Origin of the sequence: Scrofimicrobium sp. R131 (genome assembly GCF_040256745.1) — a bacterium.
GTDB lineage: Bacteria > Actinomycetota > Actinomycetes > Actinomycetales > Actinomycetaceae > Scrofimicrobium > Scrofimicrobium appendicitidis.
In genome coordinates this window covers 1869881-1894020 of sequence record NZ_CP138335.1, presented here as the reverse complement: position 1 = coordinate 1894020, position 24140 = coordinate 1869881, and the positions used below count along the sequence as shown (strand labels likewise).

The 24140-nt window shown below is 64.3% G+C and carries 24 protein-coding genes and 1 tRNA gene; 15 read left to right on the top strand and 10 right to left on the bottom strand.

Translation table 11 applies throughout. The features are described 5' to 3' along the window. The first annotated feature begins 32 nt into the window (after positions 1-32). The 3 genes from SAC06_RS08700 (at position 33) to SAC06_RS08690 (ending at position 4156) form a co-directional block, all read left to right on the top strand. Positions 33-1106, top strand: a complete 1074-nt coding sequence (locus SAC06_RS08700; protein WP_350257907.1) for a LacI family DNA-binding transcriptional regulator — start codon at positions 33-35, stop codon at positions 1104-1106. Between the two features lie 169 nt (positions 1107-1275). Continuing rightward, positions 1276-2469: a Gfo/Idh/MocA family oxidoreductase gene (locus tag SAC06_RS08695; RefSeq protein WP_350257906.1), complete on the top strand. Its 1194-nt coding sequence runs from the start codon at positions 1276-1278 to the stop codon at positions 2467-2469. A gap of 31 nt (positions 2470-2500) precedes the next feature. Beyond that, on the top strand, positions 2501-4156 hold the full coding sequence (locus SAC06_RS08690) for an MFS transporter (RefSeq protein WP_350257905.1): 1656 nt from the start codon (positions 2501-2503) through the stop codon (positions 4154-4156). A 70-nt stretch (positions 4157-4226) separates the two neighbouring features. Here the strand turns inward: SAC06_RS08690 and SAC06_RS08685 are convergent, their stop codons facing one another. Next, positions 4227-5159 (bottom strand): nucleoside hydrolase, encoded by a 933-nt coding sequence (locus SAC06_RS08685; RefSeq protein ID WP_350257904.1) that lies wholly within the window; start codon positions 5157-5159, stop codon positions 4227-4229. Positions 5160-5352: 193 nt separating this feature from the next. Between SAC06_RS08685 and iolE the strand changes: the two genes are divergently transcribed. Next, positions 5353-6240 (top strand): myo-inosose-2 dehydratase, encoded by an 888-nt coding sequence (iolE, locus tag SAC06_RS08680; protein ID WP_350257903.1) that lies wholly within the window; start codon positions 5353-5355, stop codon positions 6238-6240. 202 nt (positions 6241-6442) lie between these two features. Beyond that, positions 6443-7576 carry a zinc-binding dehydrogenase gene (locus tag SAC06_RS08675; RefSeq protein ID WP_350257902.1) on the top strand — a complete coding sequence of 378 codons (1134 nt, stop codon included), beginning with the start codon at positions 6443-6445 and terminating at the stop codon, positions 7574-7576. Positions 7577-8035: 459 nt separating this feature from the next. On the opposite strand, the gene SAC06_RS08670 is transcribed toward SAC06_RS08675, so the two are convergent. From SAC06_RS08670 to SAC06_RS08640, 7 genes are all read right to left on the bottom strand, one after another. Beyond that, on the bottom strand, positions 8036-9031 hold the full coding sequence (locus SAC06_RS08670) for an ABC transporter substrate-binding protein (protein ID WP_350257901.1): 996 nt from the start codon (positions 9029-9031) through the stop codon (positions 8036-8038). 46 nt (positions 9032-9077) lie between these two features. Continuing rightward, the gene (locus SAC06_RS08665) at positions 9078-10091 is read right to left on the bottom strand and encodes an ABC transporter permease (RefSeq protein ID WP_350257900.1); all 1014 of its coding nucleotides are present in this window, start codon (positions 10089-10091) and stop codon (positions 9078-9080) included. Continuing rightward, the gene (locus SAC06_RS08660; protein WP_350257899.1) at positions 10091-11659 is read right to left on the bottom strand and encodes a sugar ABC transporter ATP-binding protein; all 1569 of its coding nucleotides are present in this window, start codon (positions 11657-11659) and stop codon (positions 10091-10093) included. Before SAC06_RS08660 ends, SAC06_RS08665 begins: the two co-directional genes overlap by 1 nt. Before the next feature lie 498 nt (positions 11660-12157). Next, on the bottom strand, positions 12158-13144 hold the full coding sequence (iolG, locus tag SAC06_RS08655; protein WP_350257898.1) for an inositol 2-dehydrogenase: 987 nt from the start codon (positions 13142-13144) through the stop codon (positions 12158-12160). Positions 13145-13268: 124 nt separating this feature from the next. Further along, positions 13269-14297, bottom strand: a complete 1029-nt coding sequence (locus tag SAC06_RS08650) for an adenosine deaminase (protein ID WP_350257897.1) — start codon at positions 14295-14297, stop codon at positions 13269-13271. Then, positions 14291-15073 carry a lysophospholipase gene (locus tag SAC06_RS08645; RefSeq protein ID WP_350257896.1) on the bottom strand — a complete coding sequence of 261 codons (783 nt, stop codon included), beginning with the start codon at positions 15071-15073 and terminating at the stop codon, positions 14291-14293. The genes SAC06_RS08650 and SAC06_RS08645 overlap by 7 nt, the downstream gene beginning before the upstream one ends. A 22-nt stretch (positions 15074-15095) precedes the next feature. Further along, positions 15096-16301: a pyridoxal phosphate-dependent aminotransferase gene (locus SAC06_RS08640; protein WP_350257895.1), complete on the bottom strand. Its 1206-nt coding sequence runs from the start codon at positions 16299-16301 to the stop codon at positions 15096-15098. A 114-nt stretch (positions 16302-16415) separates the two neighbouring features. Here SAC06_RS08640 and SAC06_RS08635 point away from each other — a divergent pair. The 5 genes from SAC06_RS08635 (at position 16416) to rplA (ending at position 19061) form a co-directional block, all read left to right on the top strand. Further along, a tRNA-Trp gene (locus tag SAC06_RS08635) sits at positions 16416-16488 on the top strand. Positions 16489-16542: 54 nt separating this feature from the next. Beyond that, positions 16543-16836, top strand: a complete 294-nt coding sequence (secE, locus tag SAC06_RS08630) for a preprotein translocase subunit SecE (protein WP_350257894.1) — start codon at positions 16543-16545, stop codon at positions 16834-16836. 92 nt (positions 16837-16928) lie between these two features. Then, on the top strand, positions 16929-17687 hold the full coding sequence (gene nusG / locus SAC06_RS08625; RefSeq protein ID WP_350257893.1) for a transcription termination/antitermination protein NusG: 759 nt from the start codon (positions 16929-16931) through the stop codon (positions 17685-17687). Positions 17688-17859: 172 nt separating this feature from the next. Further along, the gene (gene rplK / locus SAC06_RS08620) at positions 17860-18291 is read left to right on the top strand and encodes a 50S ribosomal protein L11 (protein ID WP_350257892.1); all 432 of its coding nucleotides are present in this window, start codon (positions 17860-17862) and stop codon (positions 18289-18291) included. Between the two features lie 62 nt (positions 18292-18353). Next, positions 18354-19061, top strand: coding sequence for a 50S ribosomal protein L1 (rplA, locus tag SAC06_RS08615; RefSeq protein WP_350257891.1), 708 nt, complete (start codon positions 18354-18356; stop codon positions 19059-19061). 76 nt (positions 19062-19137) lie between these two features. Here rplA and SAC06_RS08610 read toward each other — a convergent pair whose 3' ends face one another. Beyond that, positions 19138-19881 carry an alpha/beta hydrolase gene (locus SAC06_RS08610; RefSeq protein ID WP_350257890.1) on the bottom strand — a complete coding sequence of 248 codons (744 nt, stop codon included), beginning with the start codon at positions 19879-19881 and terminating at the stop codon, positions 19138-19140. 97 nt (positions 19882-19978) lie between these two features. Between SAC06_RS08610 and SAC06_RS08605 the strand changes: the two genes are divergently transcribed. The 5 genes from SAC06_RS08605 (at position 19979) to SAC06_RS08585 (ending at position 23275) form a co-directional block, all read left to right on the top strand. Next, positions 19979-21061, top strand: coding sequence for a BMP family ABC transporter substrate-binding protein (locus tag SAC06_RS08605; RefSeq protein ID WP_350257889.1), 1083 nt, complete (start codon positions 19979-19981; stop codon positions 21059-21061). A 226-nt stretch (positions 21062-21287) separates the two neighbouring features. Continuing rightward, positions 21288-21812 carry a 50S ribosomal protein L10 gene (gene rplJ, locus SAC06_RS08600; protein WP_350257888.1) on the top strand — a complete coding sequence of 175 codons (525 nt, stop codon included), beginning with the start codon at positions 21288-21290 and terminating at the stop codon, positions 21810-21812. 67 nt (positions 21813-21879) lie between these two features. Further along, positions 21880-22266 (top strand): 50S ribosomal protein L7/L12, encoded by a 387-nt coding sequence (gene rplL, locus SAC06_RS08595; protein WP_350257887.1) that lies wholly within the window; start codon positions 21880-21882, stop codon positions 22264-22266. Between the two features lie 440 nt (positions 22267-22706). Beyond that, positions 22707-22979: a hypothetical protein gene (locus SAC06_RS08590; RefSeq protein WP_350257886.1), complete on the top strand. Its 273-nt coding sequence runs from the start codon at positions 22707-22709 to the stop codon at positions 22977-22979. An 8-nt stretch (positions 22980-22987) separates the two neighbouring features. Beyond that, positions 22988-23275 (top strand): acylphosphatase, encoded by a 288-nt coding sequence (locus tag SAC06_RS08585; RefSeq protein WP_350257885.1) that lies wholly within the window; start codon positions 22988-22990, stop codon positions 23273-23275. Positions 23276-23280: 5 nt separating this feature from the next. Here SAC06_RS08585 and SAC06_RS08580 read toward each other — a convergent pair whose 3' ends face one another. Continuing rightward, positions 23281-23841 (bottom strand): helix-turn-helix domain-containing protein, encoded by a 561-nt coding sequence (locus SAC06_RS08580; protein WP_350257884.1) that lies wholly within the window; start codon positions 23839-23841, stop codon positions 23281-23283. Between the last annotated feature and the right edge of the window lie 299 nt (positions 23842-24140).

Below are 24140 nucleotides of genomic sequence, written 5' to 3'. Positions count from 1 at the left end.
GGCTGCTACCCTGGTTTTTTGGAGGGAACACAGTGGACCGTGAGGGAATGGACGAGGCGAAGCTCGGCGAGGGGAACCCGGCGCAACCGGTGCGGCGGGTAACGATTCGCGACGTTGCCCGCCTGGCAAACACTTCCATTTCCACCGTTTCGGCCGCCTTCAACGGGTCGCCCGGGGTGGCTGATCACACGCGAACTCGGATCTTTGCCGCCGCCAACCGGTTGGGCTGGCGCCCGGACCGACGGGCCTCCCATCTGCGACGAAACCGCACCACCATGGTCGGGGTGGTGTACGAGGTGGAGCAGTCGTTCCAGTCCGGCCTTCTGGATCACCTGTACTTGGCCGCGCGCGGGCACGACCTGGAGATCTTCCTGGCCGGAGCGACCGAGCACAACTCCGAGTTGACCTGCGTTCGCCTGCTGCTGGCCGAGCGGGTCAACGCCGTCATCCTGACCGGCTCAAACCTGACTGATGAGCAGTTTTCCGAGGTGGCCCGCCAGGTCCCCACCCTGTCGCTCTGCCGGGACGTGGACGCGCCCGGAGTTGACGTGATCAAGACCGACGGCATCCGCGGGGTGGCCGAGGCGGTCAACTACTTGCATTCGCTCGGTCATCAGCGGATCGCGCACGTCTCTGGGGGAACTATCCCGATGGGCCCGGAACGCGAGCGCGGCTACCGGCAGGCGATGAGCCGGCTGGGACTGTCCCGCCTCCTTCAGGTCTGGTCTGGCGGGGATACCCCGGCGGCCGGGGTGATGGCGGCCGAGCAGTTCCTGGCCCTGGCGCCCGAGGACCGCCCGACCGCGATCACCTGTTTTAACGACATGTCGGCCCACGCCCTGATCCGGCGTCTGCACCAGGCGGGCCTGGACGTGCCCGGCGACGTCAGCGTGGTGGGGTTTGACAATGCCCCCATTTCCCGGGATGCGCTGCTGCCGCTCACCACCGTCGCCCAGCCGGTGGAGGACATGACCGTGCGCGCCCTCCAACTGCTGGCGGACCGGATCCAGTCCGGGCTGCTGGTTACCCCCGGCAACGAATACCGGGCTTCGCTTGACTCCGAGCTGATTATCCGGTCAACCACCGGTCCTTGTCCCGACAAATAAGACCTAACATGTGGCGGACTCATGTCCTGTCCACTGCGGTTTTTTGGCGGTAGGCCAATATCCGAAACGTTCCGAACGGATCAGCGGTGGCATTAATGTCAGAACATGTGCCACGATGGCATTACCGCCGCATAGAAGCGCAAGACGCACACTCATGGAGGAGAAAGCGATGACCAAGAAGACCCTCGGGGTTGGAGTGATCGGACTCGGTTGGATGGGCCGGCTCCACACCCGCAGCTACACCCGTTTGCGCGAGTACTTTCCAGCCCTCGGGGCAGAGGTGACCCTGGTGGCCGCCGCCGACCCGGCTGAGCAAAACCAGCGGGACGCGACCGAACGACTCGGTTTTGCCCGCGCCTACACCGACTATCGGGAGCTGCTGGCCGACCCGCAGGTGGACGTGGTCTCCATTTGCTCGCCCAACTTCCTCCACCACGAGATTGCGCTGGCGGCGGCCGCTGCCGGCAAGCCCTTCTGGATTGAGAAGCCGATGGGGGTGAGCGCCACCCAGTCCGCCGAGATTGCCCGCGCCGCCGCCCAGGCCCACCTGGTCACCTCGGTTGGGTTCAACTACCGGCACACGCCCGCGGTGGAGATGGCCCGCCAGCTGATTCGGGAGGGCCGCCTCGGCCGCGTGACCAACGCCCGCTGCTGGCTGATCGCCGACTACGCCTCGTCCCCGGTGGGGCCGCTCACCTGGCGCTACTCCCGCGAGCAAGCCGGGGCCGGCGTGGTGGGGGACCTGATGAGCCACGGGGCCGACCTGGTCCAATACCTGTGCGGCCGGATCGGCGAGGTGACCGCCTCGACCGGCACCTTCATCCCCGAGCGTCCCATCCCAACCAAGATGGGGATCGGCCACGGTGGGTGGGAAATCTCCGACGAGCTGGGCCCGGTTGAGAACGAGGATTACGTGGCCATGCTGGCCCGCCTCGACAACGGCATCCTGGCCACCCTCGAATCGTCCCGCGTGGCTGTGGGGCCGCGCGCCGAGTACGTGATCGAGGTCTACGGCACCGAAGGTTCGCTCCGCTGGAACTTTGAACGCCTGAACGAGCTGGAGGTTTGCCTGGGCCGCGACAACGAGTTCCAGGGTTACACCCGGGTGATGGCCGGGCCGTCCTTCCCCGAGTTTGCCACCTTCCAGCCCGGGGCGGGGACGTCGATGGGATTCGACGACATGAAGGCGGTCGAGGCGGCGCGCTTCGTCGAGTCGGTGCTCACCGGGCGCCAACTGGCCCCCTCCGCCGCTGACGCCTGGGCGGCAGCCAACGTGGACGAGGCGACCGTCGCCTCGGCAGCGGACGGCACCTGGCACCGGGTGGAACCGGTCGAAGGCCCGACCACCTACGACGCCAACTAATCACCTCGCGAGCAGAACTGGAGGAGTGCCAATGTCGGCCCCAACCATCGACGGCGTAGATGTGCTTCGTTCGCGCCGCCAAACACAAAAGCTGGTAGACGAAGTCAAGCCCGTCGGGAAGAAACGACGCATCACCTTTATTGCCTTCGTCGTCACCATGGGTTCGTTCCTGTTTGGCTACGACACTGGGGTGATCTCCGGGGCGCTGCCCTACATGTACATGCCTTTCGGGGCGGGGGGCCTGCAGCTGACCCCGGCCGAGGAAGGGGCGGTGGGGGCAACCCTGCTGCTGGGCGCGGCCGTCGGGGCCCTCATTTCCGGCCACCTGTCAGACCGGTTTGGCCGGCGTCGAACCATTATTTGGCTGGCTTTCGTCTTCCTGGCGGGCACGCTCGGCACCGCTTTCGCCCCGACCGTCTGGGTGATGTACCCGTTCCGGGTGGTCCTCGGGATGGCGGTTGGGGGAGCCTCCGGTGCGGTTCCGGTCTACCTGTCCGAGACGGCTCCGAAGCGGATTCGCGGCACCATTGTCGCCATCGATCAGGTCATGATCGTCACCGGCCAGCTGATGGCCTTCACCTTCAACGCGATCATCAACGCCTACTACGGCGGTCCGAAGCTGAACATTGAGCAGGACCCGGCCGGGCTGCTGTCGCCGGGAATGCAGTCCTTCGACAACGTGCGGAACCTGTCGGCCACCTCGATCGGGACGATGGATGAAACCCAGTGGCACACCTACGTCGAGCAGCTGGTGGTCACCGGGGGCAACGGCTCCGGCTGGCGGATCATGCTGCTGATCGCCACGATTCCGGCGATTCTGCTCTGGGTCGGGATGCGAATGATGCCCGAGTCACCGCGCTGGTTTGCCGCCCGCCAGGACTACTACCACGCCATCGGTTCCCTCAAGCGGATCCGGGAAGAAGACAAAGACGGTGCCATCGCCGACGAAATCATGGAGATGGCCGAAGCCAACGAGCGCGAGAAGCACCTGAAGCGGGGAACATTCCGCGACATCATGCGAACGCCGTGGCTGCGCAAGCTCTTCTTCGTCGGGGCCTTCATCGCCATCACCAACCAGACCACGGGGGTGAACACGGTGATGTACTACGCTCCCAAGGTGCTGGAATACGCCGGGATGGGTACCTCGGCCGCCATTACCGCCCAGGTTGCCAACGGGGTGATGTCGGTGATCGGGTGCGTCATAGCCCTCTGGCTGATCGGGCGGTTCCGCCGCCGCCAGATCCTGATCACCTGCCTGTTCGGGGTGTTCCTGACCCTGGGAACCATTGCCGCTGTCTTCGGGCTGACGGTTCAGCCCGCGATGGATCAGGGGATCTTCCCGCCGATGTGGGCGCCGCTGGTGATCCTGGCGCTGATGGGGATCTTCATGCTGGTGGTGCAGGCCGGCAACGGGCCGGTGGTCTGGACCATGCTGGGTGAAATGTTCCCGGCGCGGGTGCGGGGGGTGGCAAACGGTTCTGCCGTCTTCATCCTGTGGGTGGCCAACGCGATTGTCACCTGGACGTTCCCGCCGATGATGGCCTCCCTGGGAGGGGCGAAGACCTACGGTATCTACGCGGCCATCAACCTGGTTTTCGGTTTCATCCTCTGGAAGATCATGCCCGAAACGTCGAACCGTTCCCTGGAGCAAATTGAAGAGGAAATGGAGGCCCGCTACTCCAAGTAGGCCTCCGAGTCCCCGCTCCCCGGCAGTCTCACTCAGCCCTCAGTTGAGACTGCCGGGGAGCGGTTTACTGTCACCGCAAAATCCGGTCGAGGTGGGCGAGGCGCTCGGTCAGGAGTTGGCGGAACCAGGTGGGCGAGAAGTCGACCACCACCTCGCAGTTCGGGGCGTGGCCGCCGGCGCCCGCCCAGTCCACTACCGTCATCCCCGAGGTCAGCCGCCCGGTGTTCTCCACGTCGACGAAGCGCGACTCCACCTGGAACTGTTCCGGCCAGATGGCCGCGGCCAGGGCCAACGAGTCGTGCTGGGCCTTGCCCCCCGCGCGCGCCTCGGACCCGTAGTTACCCAGCAGATGCTCCACCAGGTTGCAGATGGGCCCGCCCGACCGGCGCAACTCGCCGAAGTCCTCCCAGGAGACCAGGGCCCGCTCGGTGACGTTTAGGCCGACCATGGTGATCGGCACGCCTCCGGCCAGCACCCGCGCCCCCGCGTCCGGGTCGAAGTACAGGTTGAACTCGGCGGTTGCGGTGACGTTTCCCAGGTGCTCACCGGTGCCGCCGCCCATGAAGACGATCCGTTCCAGTTGGGCCGCCTGTTCGGGGTAGTGGGTCAGGAGCCCGGCGACGTTGGTGAGTGGACCAATCGCCACCAGCACCGGGGGTGTCGGGCTGTCTTCAATTGCCTGTGCCATCAGTTCCAAGCCCGGTTGGACGAGGCGGGGCGAGGCGGCCAGGGGATAGCCGCCTAAGCCGTCCTCCCCGTGAACGGCTCGGGCCGGTTTGGTGTCGCGGCGCCAGAGCGGCCCCGACGCTCCGCGGCCGACCGGGCAGTCTAGGCCCAGCAGATCCGCCAGTCCGGCGGCGTTGGGGGCGGTGTGTTCGAGCCCGACGTTGCCGGCTACGGCGATGATGGCTCTCATGTCCACCTCGTCGCTGGCGGCGGCCAGGGCCAGCGCAATCGCGTCGTCAATGCCCGGATCGGTGTCGATGATAATTGGGGTGCGCACGGGTCTCCTTTGTCAGTCTCACCTAATCTAGCCGGGGCAAGTGCCGGGGACAACGGAGGTCCGAAACGATTCGGAAGGACCCTTGACCCCTATGTCAACGGTCAGCTTCCCTATATGATAGAACATAAGAACGGCACCGAGGTGCGGGCCGATCGAAATCGCAGTCTGCTGCCGATAAAAGGAGAACTCAAAGATGAGCAAGATTGAAGTTGGGTGCGCCCCGATCGCGTGGGTGAATGACGACATGCCCAGCCTGGGAGCCGAAACAACCTACCAGCAGATCCTCAGCGAAGTGGCGCTGGCCGGATATGCCGGAACCGAGATTGGCAACAAGTACCCGAAGGACGCCCAGGTGCTGAAGCACGAACTGGACCTGCGGGGGATCCGGATCGCGGCCGCCTGGTTCAGCGCATTCCTCACCACCGGTGACTTTGAGGAAGAAAAGGCTCGTTTCATCGAGTTTCGCGACTACCTGCACGCGCTGGGCGCCGACTGCATCAACATTGCAGAGCAGGGGCACTCGATCCAGGGGATGCGCGACAAGAGCGTCTTTGCGGATAAGCCTTCCTTCACCGACGAGGAGTGGGATCGCCTTGCCCGGGGGCTGAACGAGCTGGGTGACGTGGCCGCTGAAAAGGGGCTCCGCCTCGCCTACCACCACCACATGGGCACCGGGGTGCAGACCACCGAAGAGATTGACCGCCTGATGGCCGCGACCGATCCGAGCAAGGTCAAGCTGCTGCTGGATGTGGGACACCTGAAGTTCTCCGGGGAGGACCCCAACTACTTCGTGGCCAAATACCTGGATCGGATTGGGCACGTGCACCTGAAAGATGTGCGGGAGGACGTGGTGGCCCGGGTGAAGGCAGAGGGGATGAGCTTCCTGGATGCGATCCTGGCCGGCGCCTTTACCGTCCCCGGTGACGGTGCGACGGACTTCAAGGCCATCTTGCAGCCGGTGGTCGATTCCGACTACGAAGGTTGGTTCCTGGTGGAGGCCGAGCAGGACCCGGCCATCGCCAACCCGCTCGAATACGCGCTGATCGCACGCGCCTACCTGCGGGAGCAGCTGGGCGTCTGAGCGACCTAACAAATAGCCCGGGGTGTACCTGATACACCCCGGGCTTTTGTCTTATTTCCGGGACTCACGTCCTGAGCTTTGTTAGGTTGAGGCGGCTTTACGGGATACTTTGTATTGACATAGTGCGAACGGATCCTTACGATGAAAAGTGATCGCTCTTCCGGCTATGCGATCCATCAACCTTTTGGCTAAGGAGCCCAGCATGAGTCCTGAAATTCCCGAAACAATGCGCGCTGCGGTCCTGCGAGACTACGACCAGGGCCTCCAGATTGAAACCATTCGCACTCCGCACCCGAAAGCGGGCGAGGTACTGATCAAAGTAAACTCCTGCGGGCTGTGCCACTCGGACCTGCACGTCATCGGAGGCGCAATCAAGTTCCCCCTGCCCTGCGTGCTGGGCCACGAAGTTGCCGGCGAGATTGTCGAGCTGGGTCCGGCCAACGAGCACTACGGCCTGCAGGTGGGGGAGGCGGTGGCCGGGGCGTTCCTGATGCCCTGCGGTCAGTGTGAAGCCTGCGCGGCCGGGCGGGACGACCTCTGCGCACCCTTCTTTGATCTGAACCGGCTGCGCGGCACCCTGTACGACGGGCAGACCCGCCTGGCCGACCTGGACGGGAACCCCATCCAGATGTACTCCATGGGCGGGCTGGCCGAGTACGCGGTCATCCCCGCGACCTCGGTGGCGCCGCTGCCCCCGGAGATCGACCCGGTCAAGGGCGCGATCCTCGGCTGTGCGGCCATGACCGCCTACGGAGCTGTCCGCCGCGGGGCCAACCTCCAGTTCGGCGAATCCGTCGCCGTGGTGGCAGTGGGTGGGGTTGGATCCAACATCATCCAGCTGGCGCGGGCATTTGGGGCGAAGGACATCATCGCCATCGACGTGGCCAACGACAAGCTGGCAGCAGCGGTGGAACTGGGCGCTACAGCCACCGTCAACTCGGCCACTGAAGACGCCCGGGCGCGGGTCCTGGAACTGACCGGCGGGCGGGGAGTGGACGTGGCCTTTGAGGTGTTGGGTCGACCCGAAACCTGGGTGACCGCCCTCGACGTGATCCGCGACGGTGGTCGGATGGTCCCCGTGGGATTGGGGGCGGGCGTGCAGACGGCACCGGTGGAAATCAATCGGCTGGTGCGCCGCTCGCAGAGCATCGTTGGCTCCTACGGCGCGCGGACCCGGCAGGACCTGCCCGAAGTGGTCCGGCTGGCGGCCGAGGACGTGATCCGCTACGGAGACATCGTGTCGGCCGAGTTCACCCTTGACCAGGTCGCCGACGGGTACGAGCAACTGCGCCAAGGGCACATTCAGGGGCGCGCTGTCATCAACATGGGCCGGTAGTCCGGCTGCGGCCTGGGTGCTCGCAAACGTATCCAAGTGCTGGCAAACGTGTCCAATTGATGGCACAGGTAGTCAAGTGTTGGCAAACGTTGGCTCTTTAGGCCGGTTTAGGGGTGTAGGTCGGGGTTTTGCCAGCGTTTGGGCATGTTTGCCATGTTCTGGCGTTGGCAAACGTATCCAAGTGCTGGCAAACGTTGGCTGTTTGGGCTGATTTGGGGGTGTGGGCCCGGGTTTTGCCAGCGTTTGGGCATGTTTGCCAGCGTTCAGCTACACCCACACCCGCAAACCCCAGCACCCCCCACCTCCGAACCCCCAACCCCACCCGCAAACCCCCACAACCCCACCCCCACCCGGCGCAGACAAAAGGACGGGGCCACCGGCCCGCCCCCGAACCCAAACCGAACTGCTCGGTTCAGGCTCGAAGGGGCACGCCTGGTGGCCCCGCCCGTCTGCGGCTGGTTAGCCGATGACCTGCTGCACCTCCGGGTCTTCCAGGTTCTCCTGGGTGACCCACAGCGACTCAGAGACGATGTTCTTCTCAGCCGGCATTTCGCCCTGGGCTGCCTTGTAGAGCAGTTCCACGGTCTTGTAGCCCATCCCGAACGGGTTCTGGACGATGACGCCGTTGATCTTGCCTTCCTTCAGCAGGGTGATCACGTCGGGGCTGGAGTCCACCCCGATGATCTTCACGTCCATGTCCTTGGAGGCCACCTCGTCGGCAATCGCGATGGTCGAGTCGTCGTCAGTGCCGTAGAAGCCAACCAGGTCCGGGTGCGCCTGCAGGATGCCCTGGGCCTTGTCACGGGACTTGGCGGGATCAGACTCGCCGTTTTGGACGTCAACCACTTCCACGTCGGGGGCGTTCTCCGCCAGCCAGTTCTTGAAGCCGTCGCGACGGGCGGCGGCGGTGCCGACCTCACCGTGGGCGATGATGGCTACCTTTCCTTTGTTGCCAATCATCTCGGCCATCTGCTCGGCGGCCTCGGCCCCCATCCCCTCGTTGTCGGAGGCGACGGTGGCGATCGGAACGTCAGAGCTGCTCAACGGTGTGTCGAAGATGATCACGGGAATGCCGGCCTCGTTCGCCTTGTCCATCAGGCGGGGGGCGCCGTCCTGCGCGCCGTCCTGCGGGGCGAAGCCGATCGCCATGGGGGCGTCGTTGATGGCCGAGTCCAGCTGGTTCAGCTGCTTGTCGCCTTCGGATTCGGTGTCGGGGCCATTGAAGGTCACTTCGATGCCGAGGTCTTTGCCGGCGGCCATAGCGCCTTCTTTGACTCGCATCCAGTATTCGGCCGAGTTGGCTTTGGCAATCAGGGCAATGCGGCCCGAGGCGGACCCGTCGCCACCGGGAGCCGCGGACTCGCCCGAGGCGGCCCCGTCAGAGCCGCTGGAACAAGCCCCCAGCGACGCGGCGAGAACCAGGGCGGCCGTTGCGGCCAGGGTTTGCTTCTTCACAATGTTTCTCCTCATCAAATGGGTTTCTTGGATCGTTGGGAGGGGACTATTCTTCTTTGCCGCCGCGACGCATAATGTCGACGAAGACGGCGATCAGGACGACCAGGCCCAGGACAACCTTTTGCCACTGGTCCTGAACCCCCATCACGGTCAGACCGTTGAAGAGGGTCTGAATGGTAACCGCGCCGATGACGGCCCCGAAGATCGAGGCGCGTCCGCCGCGCAGCGAGGTGCCGCCGATAACGGCCGCCGCGATGGCGTACATTTCGTAGCCCTGACCCAGGGTGGGCTGGGCGGCCGATAGGCGAGATGACATCAGGATCCCGGAGATTCCGGTGAAGACACCGGCAATTACGTAGGCCAGGACCTTCCAGCGTTGGGTGTTGACCCCGGAAATGCGGGTGGCTTCCTCGTTGGAGCCGATCGCCAGCGCGTAGCGCCCGACCGAAGTCTTGTTCATCAGGACCCCGGCGATGATCGCCAGCACCACCAGGATCAGGACGCCGTTGGGGACCCCCGGGATCAGCTCACCCACCGCGATCTGGTCGTAGCCGGTAACCGAGCGCAGCGAGATGGTTTTGCCGTTGGCCATCACCAGGGCGGCGCCCCAACAGACCATCATCATGGCTAGGGTGGCGATCATTGGCTGCATTCTGACGTAGGAGACCAGGAAACCGTTGATCACCCCTAGCAGGGCACCGGCGGCCAGCCCGCCGATAATCCCAACCCACAGCGGCAGGCCCAGCCCGCCCTCGTGCGCAATTAGGAGGGCCGCGAAGACCGAGGTGGCCGCCATCCCGAGGCCGGGGGTCAGGTCGATCCCGCCGGTGGCGATGACGAACGAGAGGCCCAGGGCCTGAATCCCCGTCACCACCGAGGCCAGGAGCAGCGAGGAAATGTTGGACCAGCTGGCAAAGGTCGGCTTCATCACGGTGAAGAACACCATGAGTAGGATCAGGACGAGGACGATCATCGCTTGCTGCAAGAACGCCTTGTAGTGCTCGGGCAGACCCCGGCGTTTCTGCGTGTTGGTGCTAATCGCGTCAGTGGTCGTTGACATTAGGCAGCCTCACTTGTCTGCTTTTCCAGGTCTTGGAATTTGGTCGCTAGTTCCATGATGTTTTCTTGGGTGGCTTCCTCGTTGGAGAGGAACCCCGTGATGCGCCCGTCGCACATCACTGCAATCCGATCGGACATCCGCAGGATCTCTTCCATCTCGGAAGAGATCATGATGATGGACTTGCCCTGGTCGGTGAGTTGGTCGAGTAGGTCGTAGATCTCCTGCTTGGCGCCGACGTCGATTCCGCGGGTCGGCTCGTCAAAGATCAGGACGTCGCAGTCCCGTTCCAGCCATTTGGCCAGGACGACCTTTTGCTGGTTGCCGCCCGACAGGTTGCGGATCCGCTGGCGGACCGAGGGGGTTCGGGTCCGCAGGACCTCCACCCACTTGCTGGCCACTTCGCGCATCTTCCCGTCTTCGAGCAGGCCGGCCCGAGTGAACTTGCTGAGCGAGGGCAGAACCGTATTGGCGGTCACGTCCTGGTTCAGAATCAGGCCGTAGCGCTTCCGGTCTTCGGACAGGTAGCCAATCCCCTGGGCGACCGCGTCGCGTGGGCTCGAAATGCGGGCCACTTTCCCGTTGATCTTGACCGTGCCCCCTGTGCGCGGGTCGGCGCCGATCAGGGCCCGGGCGGTTTCGGTCCGACCGGCGCCCATCAGCCCGGCAAAGCCAAGGATCTCGCCCTTCTCCAGGGTGAAGCTGACATCCTTGAGCAGGTCGGAGGTGCCGAGGTGCTCGACCTCCAGCACCGGCTCGGTTTCGGCGCGGGGTTCGGGCCGGACATCGGCCGCGATCTCCCGGCCGACCATCAGCTTGATGATTTCCGGAATCGTCAGGTCCTGGGCCGACCGGGTTTCGACGAGGGTGCCGTCGCGCAGCACGGTCACCTCGGTGGCCTTGCGCCTAATTTCTTCCATCCGGTGAGAGATGTAGACGATCCCGGTGTCGGAGGTGACGAAGTTGTCCATGATGCCGAACAGGGTGTCCACTTCAGAGTCGGTCAGGGCGGCAGTCGGCTCGTCCATGATCAGCACGGACGAGTTGAACGAGAGCGCCTTGGCGATCTCCACCATCTGCTGGGCCGCTACCGTCAGCCGGCCCACCTGGATTCGGGGGTCAATCTTGACGCCGAGCCGGTCCAGTAGTTCCCCGGCCTTCTTGTTCAGGGCGTGTTCGTCGTTCAGTAGGCCCCCGAACCGCTTGGGCTCGCGCCCGATAAACATGTTCTGCGCGACCGTCAGGTGGTTCATCAGGAAGAACTCCTGGTGAATCACCGAGATGCCGGTCTGCTGGGCTGACAGCGGGTTTGGCAGGGTGATCTGCTTCCCGCGGTAGCGAATCTCCCCCTCGTCCGGCTGGTAGATGCCGGAGAGGATCTTCATCAGGGTTGACTTGCCGGCGCCGTTCTCTCCGACGAGCGCGTGGATTTGGCCTCCGCGGAGCGTAAAGTCCACGTTTTGGAGTGCCTTCACCCCGGGGAATGACTTGGAGATTCCCCGAGCTTCAAGCAGGATCTCCCCGGCGGACGCGCCGGGGCCGGCTTCGGTGCTGGTTGCAGGTGTACTCACCCTCAGCCTCCTTGCTGATCTTTTCGTTTACTGCTGGACAGTGCCCGGGGCGATCCCGGTCGGTCGTCTATGACTAGTGCCTCGTCTTGTTAGGCAATGCTGACATTAGTCCTAGACTATGTCAAGTCATTTGAGCAGAATGTGCCTCGGTTGTTGTCTCAAAGTTATAACATCGACCCGGGGGTGAGGATTTTTAACTGGCATCCCGACGGGCAAACAAAGGTCACGGTTTGGTAACACGGAAGAGCTCTCCTAGCTAAAGGGCGACGCCCATAGGTTACTAGAACGCCCGATACATAACGCAATCGGCGCGCGGAAGAGCCGCACCAGGACGCCAATCCGGGCGGGTGGCGCATTTAATGACAAGACAAACGGGCGTCCGTAATTTGGACCCGGGCCGATGGTTTTCACCCTCGGTCGGGGCCGAAGCTAGAGCAGGTTGACAGAACAAAAAGGGGTCGGCGTCCGGTGGACGACGACCCCTGCTCGAAGGAGCGATTAGGAGAGGAAGACGGTGGAGTTTGTTCGGGCTGCCTGCTCGGCCGCCGCTGCCAGTTCCAGGGCGATAACCCCGTCGTGCAGTGAGGGGGACAGGGGCGAACCGGCCTGGACCGCCTCGATAAACGCGGCCAGTTCCAGCGCGTAGGCCTCGACGTAGCGGTCCAGGAAGAAGTCCAGGTACGGGTCCTGCGCTCCCGAATACTCGGCCGTGTTGAGCGACAGGGCAGTGGGACGCAGGTTGTCGACCACGGCGGAGCCCGCCTGCCCGAAGATCTCCAGCCGCTGGTCGTAGCCGGTCGCACAGTGGCGCGAGTTGATCACGGTAGCCACCTTGCCGGTTTTTGACACGAGGGTGACGACGGCGCCGTCAAAATCCCCGGTTTCGACCAGGTCCGGGTCCATGTTCATCCCGACCGCGCTCAGCTGGGCAATCTCGCCGATCAGGAACTGAGCCATATCCAGGTCGTGGATGCTCATGTCCTTGAAGATCCCGCCCGAAGTGGCAATGTACTCCTTGGAGGGGGCTGCGGGGTCGCGCGAGGTGATGGTCACCTGTTCCACCTCGCCCAGTTTTCCGGCCAGGGCCGCGGCCTTGGCGGCGGCAAAAGAGGGATCGAAACGCCGGTTGAACCCGACCATTACGCGGGCATCCAGTCCGGCCAGGGCCTGTTCCAGCTCGCGCGCCTCCGCCACGGTGGCTGCCACCGGCTTCTCGCACAGGACCGGCTTGCCGGCCCTAACTGCAGTCAGGACCTGCTGAGCGTGCAAGGTGGTGGGGGAGCAGATGATGACGGCATCGATGTCGACCCCGGTCAGCACCTGGTCGGGGTCGTCGGTGGCCCGGCCACCGTACTGGGCTACCAGCGCCTGTGCGGCGGACAGGACCGGGTCGGCGACCAGGACCAGCTCTGCCTCGGGGTGCGCCGCGACGGCCCGAGCGTGAACCTTGGAGATGCGGCCAGCGCCAATGATGCCAATTCTCATTTCGTTGCCTTTGGGTCTGAGGGAGTTCGGCCGATGAAGGGTCGGGCGGCTGTGCCCCGACTGTCAACAAGATAAGGACAAGCTGCAGCCGATGTCAAGTGAATGTCACGACAAATTGCCAGAGTTAGGTTCCGCTGGCGGCCAGCCAGGCGCGAATCTGCCCTTTCCACCGGGCCTTGTCCGCCTCGGATGCCAGTGAGGCCTCGATACTGCCCTGCGCCAAAGCGGCCAGTTCCGCGTCGCTAAACCCGTGGGCTTCGCGGGCGAGGCGGTACTGGTCCACCAGTCGCGACCGGAACAGGAGCGGGTCGTCGGCCCCCAAGGCCACCCGCGCCCCCGACTGGACCAGTTGGCGCAGCGGCACGTCACCGGCGGTGGCGTAAACCCCCAGGTTCACGTTCGACGAGGGGCAGAGTTCGAAGGAAATGCCGTCGTCGACCAGGCGGGTCAGCAGATCCAGATCCTCGGTGGAACGCACGCCGTGTCCAATCCGCGCCGGCTTCAGGTGCCCCACCACCTCGCGCAAAGACGAGGGCCCCAGCAGTTCGCCGCCGTGAGGCACCCCCGCCAGCCCGGCGTTGCGGGCAATGCGAAACGCGGCGGAAAAATCTGCCGTGTGCCCGACTCGCTCGTCATTGGAGAGGCCGAACCCGACCACTTCCCCCGGCCCGTCCCCGGCATAGTTGCCGGCCAACCGAGCCAGCGTGCGCGCGTCGAGCGGGTGCCGGGTGCGCGAGGCGGCCACGATGATGGCCACCTGCACCCCGGTCGCGCGCGAAGCCTCCTTCGCCTCGTCCAGGACGATCTCCAGCGCCGGCGTCAGACCCCCCACCCAGGGGGCGTAACTGGTGGGGTCCACCTGCATCTCCAGGCGAACCGACCCCTCGGCCGCGTCGTCCTCGGCCGCCTCGCGCACAATCCGGCGCATGACTTCTTCGGACCGAACCAGGGCGCGGGCCGCGTCGTAGGAGCGCTGAAACCGGAACCAGCCGCGGGCGTCCGCGGGAACCTTCAGCGGGTCTGCCTCCAGCAGGTGGGCGGGCAGGCGCGTGTGGGTCGACTCAGCCAGTTCACGCATGGTGGACGGGCGCATGGCCCCCGTGAAATGCAGGTGCAGATGTGCCTTGGGGAGGGCACGCAGATCAGCTACCACCGGTCGTACCAGTCGATGATTTCCTGCCCGCTGCGCTCGCCGTTCAGCTCGTTGAGGACCTCGTGGTAGGCCCCGTCGACAATAATCATCTCGGCCTGATCGGGGGCGGCCACCACAAACTCGGCCGAACCTTCCAGATCGGCCAAAGCGTCCTCGGAACCGTGCAGAATCAGCACCGGCACCGACAGCATGGGGGCGTTCTCAATTACGCGGGCGCCCTGCTCAATCATGGAGGAGGCGGTCAGCAGCGGTACCTTACCGGCGAAAGCCAGCGGATCGTTCGCCAGGTCGATCAGCACCTGCGGGTCGTGGGAGAGGCGGTCGCGCGCCAACTCCACCGTGGGAAACCCGGGGACAATCCGGCCGGCCGCCCGGGCGAAGCGGGCGAGCAGCGGGTGCACTTTTGGCAGCGGCCGCAGCGCCGGGCCGGTGACCGCGGTCGCGGCCAGGTCCGAGGGGTCCAGCAGGGTGGAAGCCAGCGTCACAAGGCCGCCCATCGAGTGGCCACAGAGGAAGGTCTTCTCCGTCCGGGAAACCTCGCGCAGCTCGCGGCGGGCCTCCAGGTGTTCGCCAATCAGGCGGGCCACGTCGACCCGGGCGCGCGGGCCGGGGCTATGACCGTGACCCGTGAAATCAAAGGTCCAGACGTCATAGCCCCGCTGGTTGAGAGCCGAAATGAACGGCAGGTACCGCCGGTGATGCTCCCCAAAACCGTGGATGAGCAGGACCGTGGCCCGAGGGGTGGCTGTGGAACTGAGATAGGGAACCAGATTCATGTCCCCATTGTTCCACAGGCCCTTAGGAGAGGAGTCCCTGAATCCGCTCCAGACCCGAGACCAGGTCGGACTCACCCAACGCGTAGGAAAGGCGCAGGTAACCGGGCGTGCCGAAAGCCTCGCCGGGCACCAAAGCCACCTCCACCTCGTCCAGGATGATCTCCGCCAACTCGGTGGTGTTCTGCGGGGTCCGGCCCCGAATCTCGCGTCCGATCAGCCCCTGCACCCGCGGGAACGCGTAGAACGCGCCGTCGGGGACGGGAACCTCAAAGCCGGGCAGGGCCCGCAGCAGATCCACCATCAGGATCCGACGCCGATCGAAAGCTTGCCGCATCCGCTCGATCTCGTCCTGCGGTCCGGTCAAGGCCTCCAGGGCTGCCTTCTGCGCAATGTTGTTCACGTTCGAGGTGGCGTGGGACTGGAACGAGGTGGCCGCCTTGATCACGTCGGCCGGTCCGGTCATCCACCCGACCCGCCAGCCGGTCATGGCGTAGGTTTTGGCCACCCCGTTCAGCAGGACGGTCTGGTTGGCCAGTTCCGGCGTGGTGGTCAGAATCGAGGTGAACTTGGCGTCGCCGTAAACCAGGTGGTCGTAGATCTCGTCGCTGATGACCCAGATCCCGTTTTCGAGGGCCCACTGGCCGATGGCGGCGGTCTCCTCTTCGGTGTAGACGGCGCCGGTCGGGTTCGAGGGGGAGCAGTGGATCAGGGCGACGGTGCGCTCGGTGCGGGCCGCCTCCAACTGTTCCACGCTCACCTTGTAGCCGTTCTCAAACGAGCCTTCCACCGGAACGGTCACGCCCCCGGCCAACTGAATGGTCTCGGGGTAGGTGGTCCAGTAGGGGGCCGGCAGGAGGACTTCGTCGCCGGGGTTGATCAGGGCCGCGCACGCCTGGAACACGGCCTGCTTGCCACCGTTGGTGATCAGCACCTGGCTGGCGTCGGTGGCGATCCCGCTGGACTGTGAAGTCACCTGGGCGACCGCCTCGCGCAGGGCGGGGAGGCCGGCCGCCGGCGAGTACTTGTAGGAGGAGGGTTCCTTGGCGGCGCGCAGGGCCGCCTCCACCACGTTCTCCGGGGTGGGGAAATCGGGCTCACCGGCGGCGTAGCCGATAACCGGCCGGCCGGCGGCCTTGAGGGCTTTTGCCTTCGCGTCCACGGCCAGGGTGGCCGAGGGGGCAATAGCGGCTAGACGGGCAGAAACTCGGTGCAATGGTTCTTTACTCACGCGAATAATGGTCGCATAATATTGCCCACGTCACTAGGAGTGTTCACAGTTGGACATGGGCCTAGTCCGGCCGTTACACTCGTTCAGGCGAACACCGCGCTGCGGTGGAGCTGTAGGGCAGTGGCGCAATTGGTAGCGCACCGGTCTCCAAAACCGGCGGTTGTGGGTTCGAGTCCCGCCTGCCCTGCTAAGGTATTAATACAATGGCGTCTGGCCAATCCCCACACCGAAGGAACAGTAAGTGACTGACACCGCGAACCCGTCGGAGGCTGGCAAGCAGTCGGCCGACCGGACCAAGTCCGGCGCCACGCGCCGCCGCGATGATGAGTCCTTTGAGCACAAGCGCAATATTTTCCAGCGCATCGCCCTGTTCCTGCGCGAGGTGATCGGGGAACTGAAGAAGGTTCGCTACCCGACGATGGAGGAATGGCGACAGTACTTCGTCGTGGTCATCGTCTTTGTGGCCGTTCTCATGGCTTTTACCGGCCTGGTCGACTTCATCTTCGCTAAGATAAACACATTAGTTTTCGTTTAGAGCAAGCCCGCCACAGGATCCTGTAGGCGGGTTTCTTCTATGATAAGAACGTTGCCGCAAACACGGTGGGTGCGGCGTGTGAGGAGGAACCAATGTCCGACCTGGAAGAGTCCTGGGACCTAGAGATCGGCGAGCCGGCCGCCGAAGCTGAGCTGGCCGACGCCGAAGTGGTTGAGGTGGCCGAGGAGTTGGCCCCCGCCTCCGAGGAAGAGTTGGCCCCGGCGGAAGCCGCCGCCGAGCTCGACCCGATTGAGCAGCTCCGCATTGACGTGATGAGCGAACTGGGCGACTGGTACGTCGTCCACACCTACTCTGGCCACGAGCGCAAAGTCCGGGCCAACCTGGAACAGCGGATCACCAACTACCACATGGAGGACAAGATCTTCCGGGTAGAGGTGCCGATGGAAGAGGTCATCGAGATCCACAACACCGTGCCCAAGAAGGTGCAGCGGGTGCGGATCCCGGGCTACGTCCTGGTCTGCATGGACCTGGATGAGTCCTCCTGGCGTGTCGTCAAAGAGACCCCGGCCGTCACCGGCTTCGTGGGGGACCAGTACAACCCGGTACCCCTCCAGATTGACGAGGTCGTCGAGATGCTGACCCCGGGCGTGCTGGCCGCCGCCCAGGCCGCCGGCGTGGAGACGGCCGTGGCCGCCCCCGAGCCGGAAATCAACGTCGACTTCGAAATTGGCGAGGTCGTCACCGTCACCGACGGCCCCTTCGCCGAGCTGAACGCAGAAATCTCGGAAATCATGCCCGAGACGCAGAAGCTGAAGGTGCTGGTCACCATCTTCGAGCGCGAAACCCCGGTGGAGCTCTCGTTTGACCAGGTCCAGAAGGCCGACGCCTAGATCCGGCGCCCCCAAGTTCACCTCCCGCTCCGAGCGGGGTGAGATCGCCCACGAGATTGCAGGAAACCAAGTTGGGCGAAGTAAAGTAGATGCTTGCGTGCGCTCTCGGTGCGCGCAACTGGGCGCGGCAGCCGCCTCGTCCAAACCAGTTCATTGAAGAAGGACCCAAACAATGGCACCTAAGAAGAAGGTCACTGGGCTCATCAAGCTCCAGATTCCCGCCGGTCAGGCCAACCCGGCCCCGCCCGTGGGCCCGGCGCTTGGTCAGCACGGCGTCAACATCATGGAGTTCTGCAAGGCCTACAACGCGGCCACAGAATCCCAGCGCGGGAACATCATCCCCGTCGAGATCACCGTTTACGAAGACCGCTCCTTCACCTTCATTACCAAGACCCCTCCGGCCGCGGAAATGATCAAGAAGGCTGCTGGCGTTCCCAAGGGCTCCGCCACCCCGCACACCGCCAAGGTCGGCAAGCTGACCCAGGCTCAGGTGCGCGAAATCGCGGAGACCAAGATGCAGGATCTGAACGCCAACGACGTTGACGCCGCGATGAAGATCATTGCCGGCACCGCCCGCTCCATGGGCATCACGGTAGACGCCTAAATAACTATTCAGTGGTTGGGCCGCGCTGCCCGAAAAACCACGACTGCAAGGAGAGAAGCAGAATGGCTAAGCGCTCTAAGAAATACCGCGCAGCGGCGGAACGCATCGTTTCCGGCGTGCTGTACACCCCCCTCGAAGCGTTGAAACTCGCTCAGGAAACCTCGGTTACCTCTTTCCCGTCCACCGTTGAAGGCGTGTTCCGCCTCGGCGTGGATCCGCGGAAGGCGGACCAGATGGTTCGCGGCACCGTCAGCCTGCCTAACGGCACCGGCAAGACCTCTCGGGTCCTGGTCTTTGCTGTTGGCGACAAGGCAACGCAGGCGGAAGAAGCCGGGGCCGACGAAGTTGGCGGCGACGAGCTGATCGAAAAGGTGGCCAAGGGCTACACCGATTTCGACGTGGCGGTTGCTACCCCCGACATGATGGGCAAGGTCGGCCGACTGGGCCGCGTGCTGGGTCCTCGTGGCCTGATGCCCAACCCGAAGACCGGCACCGTGACCATGGACGTGGCCAAGGCGGTCAAGGAGATCAAGGGCGGCCGGATCGAGTTCCGCGTCGACAAGCACGGCAACGTGCCCTTCATCGTGGGCAAGACCGACTTCACCGCTGAGCAGCTGGTGGAAAACTACGCCGCGGTGCTGGACGAGGTCCTGCGCCTCAAGCCGGCTGCGGCCAAGGGTCGCTACCTGCTGAAGGCGGGCGTCTCCACCACCATGGGGCCGGGCATCCCGGTTGACCCCAGCAAGACCAAGAACCTGCTCGAGGACTAAATCCAACCCCAGGTTTCCAGCGGCGCTACCCACCCGGGTGGCGCCGCTTGGCGTTTTGGGGTCTTTTCAGCCGGGCTCAGTCGGAGGCGGCCGCCAGGGTCCACTCGGTGGCCACGGGAAGCCAATGGGTCCAGAAAGCAAAATTGTGCTCGCCCGGCCCCTCCCGATACTCCACCCGGTGCCCGGACCGGCCCATCGCCTCGGCAAAACGCCGGTTCTGGTCCAACAGCCGATCCCCGGTCCCGCAGGAGGCAAACACCGGCGGCAACTCGGCCGAGCCCGCGGCCCGGGCCACCAGGTCGTCTTCGGGCCGGGCCGCCTCGGCGCTGCCAAACCCGATCTGATACAGGTCCGGGTGCCGACCGCGGAAGGCCGGCTCGGTCACGTCCAAGGTGCCGGACAGGGAAAAGGCGCCCGCAAAAGTGCGGGGGTAGTCGAACGCGGCTCGAAGGGCGCCGTAGCCGCCCATCGAGAGCCCGCCAATCAGGGGCCGGTCCGGGCTGAGCCGGAGGCGGCGGGCCAGCAGGGCGGGCAGTTCCGCCCCGACCCAGGCTCCCCAGCGGAGCCCGTGCACCTGGTTGAGCCAGAAGGAGCGCTGGCCATCGGGCAGGGCAATCACCAGGTTGTGGCGGTCGGCCATCTCCTGCAGGTCAGCCCGGACCAGCCACTGCGTGTGGTTCCCGGTCAGGCCGTGCAGCAGGATCAGCAGGCGTGGATCCGGTCCCTGGCGGGGCAGGTACTCACCCGGAGTGACCAGGGCCAACGAGGTGGCCATCTCCAGCTCGGCCGATTGGACGCTGTTCCAGCTCTGAATGCTCATGAAATCCATCCTAGGGAAAGAACCCGCTAAGATCAGAGGCAAATTACAACTCTGAGGAGGCGCTTTGAAGTCAACCAGACCTGCAATCCTGTCCGCCGTGGCGGCAGTTGCAGCCCTATCCTTGTCCGCTTGCGGCTCGGCCCCCGATTCGTCCAGCTCCGGTTCGGAGCAGTCGACCGACACCAACCAGTCGTCCGACGGCGCCGCCTCGGCCGGAGAGGCCGACCTGAAAGCCTGCATGGTGGCGGGGCTGGGGACCCTGCAGGACAAGTCATTCAACGAGTCAGCCTGGGAGGGCTTCAACCGGGCCAAGGAAGACCTCGGCGTCGAAATTGCCGTGGTGGAAACCTTCGCCGACTCAGACTACGAACCGGCGATCCAGAACTTCATTTCCGAAGGGTGCGACCTGGTCGTGGGCGTCTCCTTCATGATGACCCCGCAGATGGACGAGGCGGCCGCAGCCAACCCCGACGTTAAGTTTGCCCTGGTGGACGACGTGTTCCCGACCGAGCACGACAACGCTAAGGGGATCGTCTTTGACACCGCCGAAGCGTCCTACCTGGCGGGCTACGCCGCTGCCGGCGTCTCCACCACCGGGAAGGTCGGTACCTTCCTGGGTGGGCGGATGGCCCCGACCATGCTTTTCGCCGACGGCTTCTGGGATGGCGTCCAAAAGTACAACGAGGTCCACGCGGCTGACGTGCAGGTGCTGGGGTGGGATAAGGCCGCCCAGGACGGGATGGCCACCGGCGACTTCGAGGACGTGGCCAAGGGCAAGCAGTTCTCCGAGCAGCTGATCGAGCAGGGGGCCGACGTGCTCCTGCCCGTGGCCGGCAAGGTTTCCACCGGTGCGCTGGCGGCGGCCCAGGCCGCGGGCAACACCGCGGTCATCTGGGTGGACACCGACGGCGTCATCTCCGAGCCGAACTACTCCGACGTGATCCTCACCTCCGTGATGAAGGAGATCGGCAACGCGGTCTACGACACGATCAAGTCCCTGGTTGACGGGAACTTCACCAGCGACAACTACGTCGGCACCCTGGCCAACGAAGGGGTCGGACTGGCTCCCTGGCACGACTTTGAGGACGTGGTTGGTCCCGAGCTGAACCAGGAAGTGGAGAACCTCCGCCAGGACATCATCGACGGCAAGATCGTCGTCGAGTCGCCCTCGGCGCCCTAGCGACAGGGGAAGGTGGCCAGGTTCACGCCGACGAGGCGGAACCTGGCCGCTTTCTGCTGCTATCCTGAGTGAGACCAATGACCGTCGGGACCGGGTAACCGGTTGTAAGAAGCCGACGTAGGTGAACATGGGAATCGAACCCGGTGTGCACCTGCGCGCCGGGTTTTTGCGTTCCAGGCGGTCACGGGTGGAAATGTAGGTTATCGATGTCGTCGGGAGGTGGATTATGGCGAAGGCTGATAAGCAAGCCAAAGTCGCTGAGTTGACGGACAAGTTCCGTGATTCCGGCGCTGTCTTGTTGACCGAATACCGGGGTCTGACCGTGGGCCAGCTCAAGGAGCTGCGCCGTGCGCTCGGATCTGATGTGAGTTACGCAGTCGTCAAGAACACTCTCGCAACGCTCGCGGTGCGTGAGGTTGGGATGGACTTCCTAGCGGAAGACCTGAACGGGCCCACCGCCATCGCGTTTGTGAGTGGTGAACCCGTGGAGGCTGCCAAGGCTCTACGTGATTTTGCGAAGGCCAACCCGGCCCTCGTGATTAAGTCCGGTGCGATGGACGGGCAGAAGCTGTCCGTTGACGAGGTCAAGCGTCTGGCTGACCTTGAGTCGCGCGAGGTGCTTCTGGCCAAGGCGGCCGGTGCCATGAAGGCGAAGGTTTCGCAGGCTGCGTACGCGTTCAACGCGCTGCCCACGAAGCTGGCCCGCCTGGGCGCCGCGCTGGCAGAAAAGAAGCAAGAAGAAGCTGCCTGAGTCTCTCTCAGTTAGCTACCCCAGTATTTTGTTGACTAGTCATAGTGTCTGATTGAGAGGAAAAATCATGGCGAAGCTGTCGAATGAAGAACTGATTGCCCAGTTCAAGGAAATGACCCTGCTCGAGCTCTCCGAGTTCGTGAAGCTCTTCGAAGAAGAGTTCGATGTGACCGCAGCCGCTCCGGCTGCTGTGGCCGTTGCCGCTCCGGCCGCTGGCGATGCCGGCGCCGAGGAAGAAGAGAAGAGCGAGTTCGACGTTATTCTCGATTCCGCTGGCGACAAGAAGATTGCCGTCATCAAGGCCGTCCGCGCCCTGACCGGCCTGGGCCTGAAGGAAGCCAAGGACCTGGTTGATGGCGCTCCCTCCCCCGTGCTGGAAGGCGCGAAGAAGGAAGACGCCGAGAAGGCGAAGGAAGAGATCGAGGCTGCTGGCGGTTCCGTCACCCTCAAGTAAGTTCTCTTACTGCAACACATTCAAGAAGGGCTTCTCCGCTCAGCGGGGGAGCCCTTTTTGGTGCCTGGATTTGGGGCACAGCTGGGGGTGCGAGGTGGTGCCGGGCGCTGGCGGGTGGTTGGAGGGCCGGTGGTGGGTGGTTTGGCTGGCAAACGTGTCTGAACGCTGGCAAACGTGTGGTTGGAGGGCCGGTGGCGAGTGGACCGGCTCATGTTTGCCTTCGTTTGGGTATGTTTGCCAGTGGCAGGCGATGGCAAACGTGTGCTAATGCTGGCAAACGTGGGGGTTTTAGGCTCCCGGCGGGCCGCAAGGCGAACTTTTGCCAGCGTTCAGATACGTTTGCCAGCCCTTCGCACCCGTGCGCCCCTCACCTCGCCCGAAGCGGTTCCACCCCGACCCGTTAGAATAGGGTGACTCGCCCAAACAGCGCCGGAGGAACCGTGGACAAAGACGCCATTCGCAAGAAGATCGACCGCCTCAACGAGGGGATCAGGTGGCGGCGCCTGTTCCTTGGCGGCGGCTTCATTGCCGCGGCCACCCCGTTCCTGCCCCTCCTGCAGCAACCCGACGCCGGCCTCGAACTGGGCTGGGGCTCCTACTTCCTGATTGGGGTGGGCCTGTTCGCGGTGCTCTACGCCTACCTGACCAACCGGCACGATCAGGCCGAGGTGGAAAAGCTCCAGGCCGAACTGGACGCCGAACCGGCCGAGTAGAGATCGCGATGACCGAGCCCGAACCCCGCAAATGCGTCCAGCTCCACATCCAGGGCCGGGTCACCGGCGTGGGCTACCGGTGGTGGTTCCAGCAGCAGGCACAGGCCGCCCACCTGACCGGCTACGTCCGCAACGTGGGGGAGCGGGAAGTGGAAGCCTACCTGTGCGGACCGGCCGACCGGGTTGATCAACTGGTCGAGCGAGCGGCGGTGGGGCCCCCGGCGGCCCGTCCCACCTCGGTTCGGGCCGTACCCGCCCCGGAAAGGGACTTCGGCGGCTTCAGAGTGTTTGGCTAGCCGGGCTAGCGCAGGTGGCCCTTGATCATCTGGTAAACCTGGGTGACGAACTCATCGGGGTCGACATCGACCGCGCCCAAGTCCCCGCTCAAGGTGGCGACAAACGCGCCGAAAAAGGCCCCAACCACGGTGTTGACCTTCAACCGGTCCGCATTGGGCCCGGCCAAACGGAAGGTCTCATCCTGGCCGATCCGGAGCAGCATCGCGTGGTTGATTGCCAGGCGCGGAAGGATCGACGGGTTGACCACGACCAGGTCCCGCAACTCGGCCAACACCTCGGGCAGACCGGCGGCGAACTGGGCCTGGGTCAGGCGGTAGACCAGGTCGAGGACGGGCTCGCCGGGGCGGGCCGGCTCGGCTTCGGTGTAGACCTGGGCCAGCTTTTCCAGGGGGAACGAGGCGGCCGCCTCCTCCAAGTCAGAGAAGTAGTCCCCGAAAGCCAGGGTGCTCTCCCCGGCGCGTTCGGCCACCTCCTCCACCGTGAAACCGTCGATACCGCGCTCACGCATCAGCTGATAGGCAGCTTCCGACAGGGCGTACGAGACTTTATTTCGAGGTTTTTCCATGTCGGATCAACGGCCTCCAAAAACGACAGGGGTAAAAATGGGGTGCGTCCAAGTTTACCTTGTCGGGGACCGGTAGTGGCGTCGGCCTGGAGTGTCCGCTAAACTGGCAAAGGCGCATCCGGACTGGTCAAAGATGACTAACGTCACCCGCAAGGATCTTGCCCTCTCATACCTTCAGTCGTACTATGAATACTTGCGCCCAAGTGTCCGAGGTGACCTGTATCCACACACCAGTAAAGCGCCATGGTGTGCCAGATCAGTGTTCAGTTAGGGACCTGGGAGCGGACGTGCGCACCGAA